The sequence below is a fragment of the Sphaerospermopsis aphanizomenoides BCCUSP55 genome, assembly GCF_001586785.1.
Lineage (GTDB): Bacteria > Cyanobacteriota > Cyanobacteriia > Cyanobacteriales > Nostocaceae > Sphaerospermopsis_A > Sphaerospermopsis_A aphanizomenoides_A.
On sequence record NZ_LUFH02000008.1, the window covers coordinates 71,596 to 84,978 of the forward strand.

Here is a 13,383-nt window from a genome sequence, read left to right on the forward strand (position 1 = left end):
ATGGCAAAATAGACAGTAACAGTCAGAATGTACTATCTGAGTTTTTGATTCCTTAATCTGGGTGAAAGTTCCATGTCTAAAAATAATCAACCTTCTAAAAAACCATATCAGAGAAATATACCAATTTGGAAGGCGACAATTATCCAATTTCTCAGGGGAACAATAGGAGTTTTAGAAAACACAGTCGTCAAACTAGAGACAGATACACCTGTTAGTACGGAGAACAAACCTAATTTTTTGCAACGGGTATTATCGAGTTGGGATAGATTTTTAAGAACATTTCGCTTGTTTTTACCATCAAGTGTTTCTAATAATTTATCAGATCCAGTTTTAACAGGAATCCTTGCGGGAGTTGCTGTGGTAATAGTTTGGACAACTACGACGTTGTTAACTTCTAAACCTGCTGAAGTAGCAACGCTTCCCCCCGTTGAGGAAGTTACCGTACCAACACCAACACCAACTGTAGTTGTATCACCTGAACCAACTTCCACTACCACTCTAGAACCGGAAGTTGAACCACAACCAACTTTTACACCAGAACCGGAAGTTGAAATAATTCCCACATCAGAACCAGAACCAATACCTACTCCTACACTGGAAGCAGAACCTGAAGTTGAAATAACTCCTACACCAGAACCTGAAATTGAACCAGAACCAATACCTACTCCCAGTGTAAAATTAACACCGGAACAAGCTTTAATTGTGGCTATTGAAAATCAATTAGCAGAAATTCGTGTTTCTTTAAACCGCAAGGAAGAGGAAATAGTTTCTACTAATTTGATCAAATCTATTCAAGTTAATTTCCGTACTAGCGATTTAACTCTTAAAATTAGTGATGATTGGTATACTCTGGAAACAGAACAACAAAATCAATGGGCTGCTGATATTTTACAACGTTCTCAAGAATTAGATTTCAATCATTTGGAAATTCTCGATTCTCAAGATAAATTAATAGCACGTAATCCTGTTGTTGGTAATGAAATGGTAATCTTTAAACGACGAAATTTAATTAAATCTCAATTGAATTCATCAGTCTCAGATTCCTGATTTACTAGAAAAGTCAGAAATGTTTCTAAAAAATAGAAAGTTGCAAGTAAATAAAGGTTTCTCTTCCTTTTTAAAAATAAATTTTCCAAACCCAATTAACTAATTATCAATTATCAATTATCAATTATCAATTATCAATTATCAATTATCAATTATCAATTATCAATTATCAATTATCAATTATCAATTATCAATTATTGCTTGATAAGCTTTCACTAATAAATCAATCCCAGTAATCGCCGTACCAACAACCACAGCATCAGCACCTAAATCTAAAGCTTTTTTCGCCATTTCTGGTGAAGAAATACCACCTTCACAAATGGTAAATACATCTAATGTATCCACTATCTGAGTGAGGACATTCCAACCAGGAGGTGCAAAGTTTTTAGTTTCTGCTGTGTAACCGAAAAGAGTAGTTCCAACAATATCTGCACCTGCTTCTACAGCTAATTTTGCTGCTGCATAAGTATCAACATCTGCCATTACTGGTTTACCTAATTGCTGATGAATACTATTAATAATATCTGGCAATTTTTCATTACCAGGACGATTTCTGGTAGTCGCATCTATAGCAATAATATCTGCACCTGCTTGTGCAACAGCAACCGCATGATGAAACTGTGGAGTAATATAAACATCAGAACCTGCAATAACTTGTTTCCAAAGTCCAATAATTGGTACTTGCACCTTTTGTCTCACAGCTTGAATATGATTTGGGGTATCAATTCTCACAGCCACTGCACCATTATTAACAGATGCTTGTGCCATTGCTGCTATGATATAAGGGTCATGTAGAGGAGAATCTACAGGTGCTTGACAGGAAACTATTAAGCCTTTAGGTAAATTAGTCATTCAATTTTAGATTTTGGATTTTAGATTTTAGATTTTAGATTTTAGATTGATTTCACGGATAAATGCGGGGGCTTGATCATTTTGCCAATTTTTAATTTTTAATTTGATTGGGTATCCAGACAGTAAAGATAGAACCTATACCTACAGTAGATTCTACTTCAATTCTACCCCGATGTAATTCCACAAGTTGTTTAGTTAATGCTAAACCCACACCTGTACCTTCATAGCGACGACGATAGGGTGTATCAAGTTGTTGAAATTTTTCAAACAAGCGTGGTAATTGATCTTCTGGAATACCAATACCAGTATCTTCTATTTGAAAAATAGCAGTTTCATCTTCTACCCACAAACGCAAGGTGACAGTACCATCTTCAGGAGTGAATTTAATAGCATTGGTTAATAAGTTCCACAGAATTTGTTCTATTCTTGTAGAATCGGCGGTAAAGACATCCCGTGTAGGATTAATTTGCAAATCTAGTTTTAAAGTGACTTTTTTACTTCTGGCTTTTTCTAAGAGAGAGTCTATAGTATTTTGTGCTGCTCTGATTAAAGAAAATTCTCCGATATTTAATACTGTCTTACCAGCTTCAATTTGTGATAAATCCAGGATATCATTTATCATTTCTAATAAATGTTCTCCGCTGTCATGGATAGTTTGTAAATAATCCCGCTGTCGTTTGCTCAATTCACCTAAAGGCCAGCGTAATAATGTAGACGACATCCCGATCACATAGGTTAAAGGAGTTAATAATTCATGACTGATAGTAGCAAGAAATTCACTTCTGAGACGATTAGCAGCTTCAGCAGCTAGTAAAGCTTCCCGCAGTGCCATTGTGCGTTCAATAACTTGTTGTTCCAGAGTTTGTTTTTGTTTGGTGAGAGATGCCATTAATTCGGTTTGATGAATAGCTATCGCTAATTGCTCTGCAATTGAATTTAACAAACTTTTTTCGCTTTGAGTCCATTCACGCGGACTGTAACATTGATGAGCAATTAACAATCCCCATAGTTTTTCTTCAAACATGATTGGTGCTACTAACTTAGCCCGAACGTGACTTTTGCGTAAAAATTTTAATAAACATTCTTCTAGAGGATATGTTTTTTCTATATCATCTACAGACAAAATAAATCCTTGGCGGTACTTTTCCCAACATTGAGAAGTGGGCATCAAACAATTTTCTTCTTGATAATTTAAGACCGAGGGCAGATTATCTGTAATCCGAGCTTCATAGACTATGCAACCCTGGTGATTTTGTCCATCTTGTGGTAAAAATTCTGAATCAGATAAATATTGTTCATGTGATGACGAGTGTTGATTTTTGACTTGATGATGTTCAAATTTATAAATTACTAATCTATCTAATTCCAGAAATTCACGTACCTGCATAATTGCCGTTTTCATGATGACTGGCAAATCCAAACTTTTACGAATTTGTGTTGTCACCTCATTCAACAGTCGTTCTTGGGCAATTTGTTTCTTCAGAGCATTTTCTACCACTTGACAACTATTACCCTCAGCAGGAATTGTATTTGTAGGTGTTATTACCTTATGACTAATAAGTGGTAACAAATACTCTAATAACAACAGCGTGAATTGACTTTGCAGCGTAGCATCATTAGGAGCGATAACTTGTTGATATTGGGCAATGTTTTGGTAAATTTCAGAATCATACTCAAACAAATTTCTGACTTCAGAGATAAAGGTAGCGATCGCTTGACAATTAAATGTCAAACTAGCATTTATTATTGAGGAAATCTCTTGCTGTTCTACTTCCCTAATTTCTTGTTTCTCTGCTTCTATGTTTCCCAATAGCAGCGCACTAAATTGCCCAGAAATTACTAGCGTAAACCTTTGCCTTTGCCACTCTTCGGCAACGGGAATCCGCACTAGCACAGCTTCTGTCAGTATGAGAGCAGCACTGCCTACTGCTTGAGCCATTTGCTGTAACAATTCCCCAAGCCGATTATATATACTCAGAGGCAAAGTTCGAGAAAAGCTCAAATCTGGAGAACTAAGCATTTTCAAAATAAAAGTGAAATGGCAAGAAGAAGGCAAAAGGCAAAAGGCAAAAGGCAAAAGGCAAAAGGCAAAAGGCAAAAGACAGGAGTAATAATTTATTTCCTCCCCTACACCTTTATACTCCTAGTACCCTTCCATCACTAACTTTGATAACTAGCAACTTCGGTTAATAAAGAATTATGCATCGTATCAATGCCACACCAGGCGAATGGAATCAGTCAGAAGGTCTGATTTTTCTAGAACAAACTCCAGCCCCTTTCGTGTTTGTTACTGCCGCAGACACCGACATTCAAACTTTAGCAGCAGCAGTGCCAAAATTACCTGCTCAATTTCCTGACCTTAGAGTTGCCAATTTATTACAATTACAGCAACAAATAAGTATAGATACTTATGGCGAACAAGTCTTAGAACTTGCTCAAGTAATTGTGCTGCGCCTGTTAGGAGGACGTTCCTATTGGGCTTATGGTTTAGAAGTCGTGCAGGAGATTGTACAACGTCAGGGTACAACCTTAATTGTAATGCCAGGAGACGACGCTCTTGATCCCGATTTAATTTCTCATTCCACCGTTGACTTAGAAATTGTTAACCAAGTGTGGCAATACTTTAAAGAAGGTGGTGTAGACAACTTCCTCAATGCCCTCCAATTTATCACTGATATTTCTTTGTCTACTCAATTTAACCCACCACCACCACAACCTGTTCCCCGTGTGGGACAATATCAAGTCAAAAGTCAAAAGTCAAAAGTCAAAAATCAAGAACTTCTGCCTTCTGCCTCCTGCCTCTTGCCTTCTGCCTCCAATTACCCATTACCGAAAGTTGGTATTTTATTTTATCGCGCTCATTATTTAGCAGGAAATACTCAGGTAATTGATGCTTTATGTAATGCTTTAATACAAAGAAACTTACAGCCAGTGCCAGTATTTGTTTCTTCTTTGCGAGAACCTGGTGTGACAGAAAGATTATGTGAGTTATTTCAACCTCAAGATTCTGAGTATATCAATTTGTTATTGAATACTACCAGTTTTTCCTTAGCACGGTTAGAAACAGAAACACCAGAAATTGAAATTTGGCAAAAATTAGATGTGCCTGTTTTCCAAGTAATTCTCAGTGGTGGTTTTCGAGAACAATGGGATGCAGGACTACAAGGTTTGACCCCCCGTGATATGGCCATGAATGTGGCATTACCAGAAGTAGACGGGCGAATTATTACCCGTGCTGTCTCCTTCAAAACCTTGCAAACTCGAAATCATGATTTAGAAACCGATGTGGTAGTTTATGAACCAGAAAGCGATCGCATTGAATTTGTAGCACAACTAGCAGCCAACTGGGTCAAAATCCGCCAAAAACCGCCTAAAGAACGCCGCATCGCCCTAATTTTAGCCAATTATCCCAACACCAACGGTAGGTTAGCCAATGGTGTCGGCTTAGATACTCCCGCCAGTTGTGTGGAAATTCTCAAAGCCTTAAAATTAGCTGGGTATGAAGTAGATAATATTCCTGCTGACAGTGACGAATTAATTCAACGGTTAACATCTGGTGTGACGAATGATCCAGAAGGAAAGGATTGGAAACCAGTAAACCAAAGTCTTTCTGTGCAGGAATATCAGGAGTATTTTGTGACTTTGCCGGAGGTGGTGCAGGAAGCTATTAGTGCGCGTTGGGGGTTGTTTGGAGAAACGAACCGCAGAGGCGCAGAGAACGCAGAGAGAAGAGGGGTTTTTCCTGTTTCTGGAGCGTGTTTTGGTAACATTTTCGTAGGTGTTCAGCCTTCTAGGGGTTATGATGTTGACCCAAGTTTGAATTATCATGCACCAGATTTAGAACCAACTCATGATTATTTAGCTTTTTATTATTGGGTAAGAGAAGGTTTTGGTGGTGATGCTGTTATTCATGTCGGTAAACACGGAAATTTAGAATGGCTACCGGGTAAAAGTATTGCTTTATCAAATACTTGTTATCCCGAAATCGCATTTGGGGCAATGCCTCATTTATATCCATTTATAGTCAATGACCCCGGAGAAGGTTCACAGGCTAAAAGACGCGCCCAAGCTGTAATTATTGACCATCTTACACCTCCGATGACTAGGGCGGAATTATATGGGGCATTGCAACAGGTAGAAAATTTAATTGATGAATATTACGAAGCCGAAAGTTTAGATCCTCAGAGAATGCCAGCCATCCGCGATCGCATTCAAGAACTAGTCATCAAAGAAAATCTCTACAAAGACTTAGGCATCACCGACGAAAAAGACATTATCAACTTTGAAAGTTTAATTTTAAACTCCCTCGACGGCTATCTGTGTGAACTCAAAGAAGCCCAAATCCGCGACGGACTACACATTTTTGGACAAATCCCCCAAGGAAGACAACTGCGAGATTTAGTAGTAGCCATCGCTCGTATCCCCAACCGTCATTCTATCGGTATCACCCGTGCGATCGCCCAAGAATGGGGACTAGACATCGACCCCCTCACAACAAATCTCAGCACCCCCTTCACCCCTCCTCCCACCCTCTCTGCGCCTCTGCGTCTCTGCGTGAGATTAAAATCATGTCGTACACACGGCGATATCGTCGAACTCCTAGAAGCACAAGCAGCTGATTTAGTTGAACAAATAATACAGGGAACAGGGAACAGGGAACAGGGAACAGTAAAACCAGTTATTGATTGGATCACCTTAAAACTCCTTCCCGCCCTCCAACAAACCCACCAAGAAATCACCAACCTCTTACGAGGACTAGACGGTAAATACGTACCCAGTGCCGCTTCAGGCGCACCCACACGCGGCCGTCCCGAAGTTCTCCCCACCGGTAAAAACTTTTATGCTGTGGATATTCGTGCCATACCCACAGAAACCGCCTGGGACATCGGCAGAAAAGCCGCCGACACCCTCATTGAAACCTATACCCAAGAACATGGAGAATATCCCAAAACCCTCGGTTTATCCGTTTGGGGGACAGCTACCATGCGGACTGGGGGTGATGATATCGCCGAAGCCTTAGCTTTACTGGGTGTGCAACCAGTGTGGGATGGTGCAGCAAGGCGAGTAGTAGATTTTGAAATCTTGCCTTTATCCATTTTGGGTCGTCCCCGTGTGGATGTCACCTTAAGAATTTCCGGATTTTTCCGGGATGCTTTCCCCAACTTAATAGATTTATTTTCCCAAGCAGTCGCCGCAGTTGCTAACTTAGATGAACCAGCAGAAGAAAACCCCTTAGCAGTTGCAGTACAAACAGAAACTGAATTATGGACTAAGGAAGGTTTATCTTTAGAAACAGCAAAAGAGCGATCGCTATATCGTGTCTTTGGTTCTCAACCAGGAACTTACGGTGCAGGACTCCAAGGTTTAATCGCCTCCCAAAACTGGCAAACAGACCAAGATTTAGCCCAAGCTTACATCAATTGGAGTAGTTACGCCTATTCGGGAGCAGGGGAGCAGGGGAGCAGGGGAGCAGAGGAGAAAGATCAATTTCCCAGTCCCCAGTCCCCAGTCCCCAATACCGAAATCTTTGAACAACGGTTGAAGGAAATGCAAATCGTCCTGCAAAATCAAGATAACCGTGAACATGACATTCTCGATTCTGACGATTATTATCAATTTCAGGGTGGTTTAACAGCAGCGGTGCGTTCTCTCCAAGGAAAAAATCCCGAAACCTATTTTGGCGATAACTCCAACACATCCCAGCCTAAAGTCCGCCAACTAAAAGACGAAATTACCAGGGTTTACCGTTCTCGTGTAGTTAATCCCAAGTGGATAGCGGGAGTGATGCGTCACGGTTACAAGGGTGCATTGGAAATGGCTGCAACGGTAGATTTTTTATTCGCCTACGATGCAACCGCCCAATGTGTAGAAGACCATATCTATCAAGGTGTTTTCCAAGCTTATCTAGAAGATCCAGTTGTTTGTGAATTCATCCACACCAAAAACCCTTGGGCTTTACGGGATATAGCCGAAAGACTCTTGGAAGCTAATCAACGGGGTCTATGGGAGAATGTCAATCAAACCACACTGGACAATCTACGCAACCTAGTCCATCAAGCTGAAGCAGCAATTGAACAACAATAAGCACAGCAGGAGTCAGTAGGGGCGAACGGCCGTTCGCCCGTACAGGAGTCAGAAGTAAGATTTGTTTGTAGCCTCAATTTCATGATCACAGCAGTTTTCATGTATTTAGACTACACCCCAAATTAATTTCTTTCTTCCTTTGCGCCTTTGCGCCTACCCTGCGGGATCTCCTGACGGAGATTGCGCGAAACTTTAAAACCTCTTTCAGAAACAAATATGGAAAATCTTGCGTATTTACACTTAGCCGATGCCCACGAAGATAGTCAAATTATTGAATTAATATCTTGGAGTTCTTTATTCCAAAAATCAGCAGTACCGAACTGGAAACGACTTTCCAGTAAAGCTTGGAAGTATATGTTACCTCTAGCACTCACCTTATCTATCCTGAATACTGTGAGTAGCGTGTTAGCATTAGAAACAGGTAATCAACAAAATGCTAATTTATCTTGGCATGATGTCGTTGAAGTGATCACTCCAGAAAAATTAGAGCAAAAATTAGAACCAGACCAGAAAATTCCTGGGACTAACTCAACCATCGCTACAACTACAAACACACCCAAAATCACTACTTTTAACTCAATCACCAAAAAACGCCAAAATCCTCATTTCCTAGTCAAAGGTGATGAAGGAGAAGATGTCAGCGTTTTGCAAGTACGCTTACGAGTAGCGGGCTTTTATTATGGAAATCCCACTGGCATATTTGGACCAATTACCGAAGAAGCTGTTAAGCGATTTCAACAGGCTTATAAATTGAATGTTGATGGCGTTGTTGGTGCAGGCACACTGGCTAAATTACCACCACTTGAGTCAGATGGAGAACAAACTGCCAAAAAGGCAACTAATCCAGATCAATTGAGTTTAGGCGATCGCGGTGAGGCTGTGAGAATTTTGCAAGAACATTTAATCAAAGCTGGATATTTAAACACACAGCCTAATGGTTACTATGGTTCTCATACAGCAGATGCTGTCAGTCGCTTCCAAAAACACCACCGTCTAGAAGTTAACAGTATCGCCGGACCAACAACCAGAGCTAAATTACATCACTTAGTCAAAACTTCAGCCAAAAGTGATTTTACTGTGCTGGAAATTCAAAGACGACTACAAGAAAAAGGTTTTTATAAAGGTCAAATTAACGGACTAATGGCAGTAGATACCCAAAAAGCTATCCAGCGAGCGCAAGAATTTTATGGTATCAGCCTCAGTGATATCAAAAACGGTAATTTCTAGGATCGCAGTGAGATTCCGATACAAAAAAGCTAACTAATGCTAACAAGCCTTACTGCTTTTTTCCTGCTTCATCCTGGAAGTGTCGGCACTTTCCAGTCCACAGGCTTGAAGATTGGGTTGATCTCACCCTACTATTAAGTATTTAGGCTTGGTTATCACCTAAATACTGAACAATAATCACACTTTCTGGGTGTTAAAGTTGAAACTTGTTTAGTACATGAGTAGACATAAATCTTGAGCAAATGTCAGCATCTGTTAGCTTTCGTTAGTAAAACACCAACTAGCTGTTAACCCCTACTCAAATGTTAAAAATTCTAAAGCGGCATTAAAGCTCTTTGACACTTGGGACAAACAGCATGAATTGTCAATTGACAATCAAGTAGGTGAAAACCTTCTTTCTGGGCTGTTTTTGCCCCAATCTTCAAAATAGATTCGTTTTTGAACTCAATGGTAGTGTTGCATCTCACACAAATGAGGTGATGATGGTGATGGGGATAGGGTTGGTTAAGTTCATAATGTTTATGTCCTTCACCTAACTCTAATTCCCTTAAAATACCCATCCTCGCCATCAACTTCAAAGTCCTATAGATAGTTGATAGGCTGATGCCCTCACCGTCAGTTTCTAGCCGATGATAAAGATCCTCAGCACTTAAATGTTCACCTTGAGGAAGTTCTTGAAAAATGTGGAGGATTGTCTCGCGCTGGGGAGTTAAACGCCAGCCCCGGTCGTTTAGCTCTGCCTTGAGTGAACCAGTTGTGTAGACAGTCATACTAAATTTTCTCAACAAAGCCTGTTAATTGAGAATATAGCAAATGTTGAACCTGATTTGCAACAATCGTTGCTTATTGAGAATCTTTGGTAATTGGTAATTGGGCATTGGGCATTGGGCATTGGGCATTGGGCATTGGGCATTGGGCATTGGGCATTGATAAAAGGCAAGAGTTCTTAATTTTGAATGCATGACTTTTGACTTTTGACTTAATTTTTCCCCCTGCTCCCTGCTCCCCTGCTTCTTCTCTGTCACCTGTTCCCTGTTCCCTGTCACCTCTTACCTCTTCTAGCTCAAAGACTCTAAATAGTCACGAATCAGGTTACGGCGCTTGGGTTGGCGGAGCTTTTGCAAGGCTTTGGATTCAATTTGTCTTACTCTCTCCCGTGATAAGTCAAGAGCGCGGCCAATTTCGGCTAAAGAGTAAGGATGTCCATCGGATAAACCAAACCGCATCAGGATGACATCCCGTTCCCGACTGGTCAAATCTGCTAGTAAATGCTGCAAATCTTTTTGTAAAGATTCCCGCATTAACATTTCTTCAGGGGTAACACTATCAGTCTCTAGCAATTCCCCTAATTCCGTATCTTTATCTTTTCCTACTTTGGTTTCTAAAGAAACAGAACGGGGTACTCTTAACAACACTTCCCGCACTTGGGTGGGTGTCATATCTAATTCAATGGCTAGGTCTTCTAAAGTGGGAGTACGACCTTTTTCTTGAGCTATTTTACGTTGTGCCTTTTTGATTTTGTTCAGTTTTTCGGTAATATGAACAGGAAGGCGAATGGTGCGACTAGAAGTGGCGATCGCTCTGGTAATGCCCTGACGAATCCACCAGTAGGCATAGGTACTAAAGCGATAACCCTTGGTTGGGTCAAATTTTTCCACGGCTCGCTCTAAACCTAAAGTACCTTCTTGAACCAAATCCAACAATTCCAAACCCCGATTTTGATATTTCTTGGCCACAGAAACCACTAGGCGAAGATTCGCCTTAATCATGTGTTCTTTGGCTTGGAGTCCTTGAGATTGAATACTGTCTAATTCTTCTATTGTCAATTTGGCAATTTCTGCCCAGCGACGTTTTCCCTCTGACAAGGTGGGTTTGAGATCCGCTAAATTAATACCAGCAGTTGTAGCCCATCTTTCCAATGACGGGCGATGTCCTAACTCAGATGTCAAACGTTCCTGAACTTCAATTAGCCGCTGATAGGGTGCAATCACCTCATCGCCTTGCTTGGCCGCATTAGCCAGCACTATTCGCAACCGCAAATATCGCTGTACTTTTTGAGCTTCTGAAACTTCTTCATCCCGCCCTAACAAACGCACCCGACCAATTTCTTGCAGGTAGAGACGCACTAAGTCTGTACTGCGTCGGTTGGCATTTGCAGCTAAATGATGCGGGTCAACAGCAGCTATATCTAAATCTGGTAAATCATCTAGCGATAACTCAGTCTCATCAATACCCAAATCAGGGTCTAATGTTGGGTTGGACTTAGGGGAATCGTAGGCTGCATCTGTGTAAAAAGATGTTGCTGGCATAACGTCTTCATTGCTCCAGGTAACAATAGATTAAGGTCAGCTAAAATTACGGTCAGCTAATCAACTGTTGCTATTGTTCCCGTAATTCACGATTTAATAACACAATTGAGTTTTGCCGTACAATTCTTTGCAAAAGATTGTACTAGTACAGCACGGCGTAAATAAACCAACCATTCCAAGTCAATGAAAGGTTTATAGAATAAGTTTTTTGACTTTTGACTTTTGACTTCCGCCCTGCGGTGCTAGTTCTGCTTTCTCTGTTTGAAAAGTCTGTGGCGAGTATACTTCGCTAGTACACAAACAAAGTTAGCCTGCAATAACGCCCAAAAATGATAGATTAGTATAAAATGAGAGTTTTTTAACAACCTCTACGTGATAGATTTTTCCGAATTTTATTCGGTAATTGTAGTTTTTTGATGGCAATTATCACTGATTCCAGCAACAGCTTGACTGGAAATCAGCAATTACCTAGTTAATACCATTTTGGATTTTGGATTGGGAATCCCTTTCTGTGTCCTGGTTCTGTACAACCATCTGTTGCCATCATTTTTCCAATTGGTATAACATGAACAATCCTAGGAATATTAACGGTTATTTTTATAACAGCGTATAAACATATTCCTAGTAATCTTGCTGTGAATAAACTACATAGTTATAATTACATGAACAGGAAAGTAATTTCCTGACGATTTAATAATTTTTTTAGTAGTTATTTGGTAAGTAGTAAATTTTGGTTACTGAAAAAATGGGGTTTCAGCACCGTACTTCTAAGACTGCTTTTTGATACAATAGTCAACACAGGCAGGGTCTTGTCTGTTGGGCGATCTAGTGTAAGACGGTTTAAGCTCATCCCTTCTTGTTGATTAATGGTGATATTCTGCTTTAATATCTCTTAACATAAGTTCATCCAGGGCTTGTTGAGGTGTAACTTCACTCTCAAGTAACCGATAAACTTGTTCGGTAATCGGCATAGTAATATTTTGGTGCTGGGATATTTGCATCAAAACTCGGCAGGTGTTCACTCCTTCGGCTGTTCCCGGTAAATTAGCGAGAATTTCTGTCAGCGTTTTGCCACTAGCCAGCTGATAGCCAACTTGGTAGTTACGACTTAAAGGACTGTTGCAGGTTGCTAACAAATCTCCTAGACCGGATAAACCGTAAAATGTTTCCGTCTTTGCTCCCAAAGCTTGACCAATGCGAACCATTTCCGTCAAGCCACGAGTTACTAAAGCTGCTTTGGCATTAGTTCCTAGGTGCAGTCCATCACAGACACCAGCGGCGATCGCCATGACATTTTTTAATGTTCCTCCCAATTCCACACCCACTGGATCAGGATTAGTATAAACACGAAAACGATGAGAAGAAAATACCAATTGTACTTGATAGGCGGCCGCAGTATTTTTGCTGGCGACTACCGAGGCTGCTGGTAATTGTTGCTCAATCTCTTCTGATAAATTGGGGCCAGACAAAACAACTACTGAATGATCAGGAAATTCCGTTTGCAAAATTTTTGATGGAGTACCAGTAGTTTGCGGGTCTAACCCTTTTGTCGCGGTGACAAAAATTATTTCTGGAGATAAGGGACAAGACTTTACTAATGAAGCTACATCCCTCACCCCTGTCATGGATATAGCGGATAAAACTATATCCGCATCTTGTAATACTGCGGCTAAAGTCTGGGAACTTTGACGTGACCATAAACGCACCTCATGACCATTTACCCGCGCTAAATTAGCTAGGGCTGTACCCCAGACACCAGCACCCAGAATAACAACAGTTTTTGAATTTTCGATGTTGGAATTAGTCATTGGTTGTTCTCAGTTACTAGCCCCCTGCACCCTGCCCCCTGAGTCCCTGCCTCCCC

General features: G+C 40.6%; 8 protein-coding genes. 3 read left to right on the plus strand and 5 right to left on the minus strand.

Features of this window, described 5'->3' with window-relative positions:
• Positions 1-72 precede the first annotated feature (72 nt).
• Positions 73-1,047, plus strand: a complete 975-nt coding sequence (locus tag A0J48_RS03625; RefSeq protein WP_200320414.1) for a hypothetical protein — start codon at positions 73-75, stop codon at positions 1,045-1,047.
• A gap of 183 nt (positions 1,048-1,230) precedes the next feature.
• On the opposite strand, the gene A0J48_RS03630 is transcribed toward A0J48_RS03625, so the two are convergent.
• Positions 1,231-1,899, minus strand: coding sequence for an N-acetylmannosamine-6-phosphate 2-epimerase (locus A0J48_RS03630; protein ID WP_200320416.1), 669 nt, complete (start codon positions 1,897-1,899; stop codon positions 1,231-1,233).
• Between the two features lie 91 nt (positions 1,900-1,990).
• Positions 1,991-3,919, minus strand: coding sequence for a GAF domain-containing sensor histidine kinase (locus tag A0J48_RS03635; RefSeq protein WP_200320418.1), 1,929 nt, complete (start codon positions 3,917-3,919; stop codon positions 1,991-1,993).
• Positions 3,920-4,098: 179 nt separating this feature from the next.
• Here A0J48_RS03635 and cobN point away from each other — a divergent pair, with 179 nt between their 5' ends.
• Positions 4,099-7,983 (plus strand): cobaltochelatase subunit CobN, encoded by a 3,885-nt coding sequence (cobN, locus tag A0J48_RS03640; RefSeq protein WP_200320420.1) that lies wholly within the window; start codon positions 4,099-4,101, stop codon positions 7,981-7,983.
• A gap of 216 nt (positions 7,984-8,199) precedes the next feature.
• Positions 8,200-9,210 carry a peptidoglycan-binding domain-containing protein gene (locus tag A0J48_RS03645; RefSeq protein ID WP_200320422.1) on the plus strand — a complete coding sequence of 337 codons (1,011 nt, stop codon included), beginning with the start codon at positions 8,200-8,202 and terminating at the stop codon, positions 9,208-9,210.
• A 314-nt stretch (positions 9,211-9,524) separates the two neighbouring features.
• Here A0J48_RS03645 and A0J48_RS03650 read toward each other — a convergent pair whose 3' ends face one another.
• The 3 genes from A0J48_RS03650 to A0J48_RS03660 all read right to left on the minus strand — a co-directional run bounded on the left by A0J48_RS03650 (position 9,525) and on the right by A0J48_RS03660 (position 13,327).
• Positions 9,525-9,980, minus strand: coding sequence for a Fur family transcriptional regulator (locus tag A0J48_RS03650; protein WP_200320424.1), 456 nt, complete (start codon positions 9,978-9,980; stop codon positions 9,525-9,527).
• Between the two features lie 288 nt (positions 9,981-10,268).
• Complete coding sequence (gene sigC / locus A0J48_RS03655; protein ID WP_200320425.1) at positions 10,269-11,519, minus strand: RNA polymerase sigma factor SigC; 1,251 nt, start codon at positions 11,517-11,519, stop codon at positions 10,269-10,271.
• Positions 11,520-12,382: 863 nt separating this feature from the next.
• Positions 12,383-13,327 (minus strand): NAD(P)H-dependent glycerol-3-phosphate dehydrogenase, encoded by a 945-nt coding sequence (locus tag A0J48_RS03660; protein ID WP_200320427.1) that lies wholly within the window; start codon positions 13,325-13,327, stop codon positions 12,383-12,385.
• Positions 13,328-13,383 lie beyond the last annotated feature (56 nt).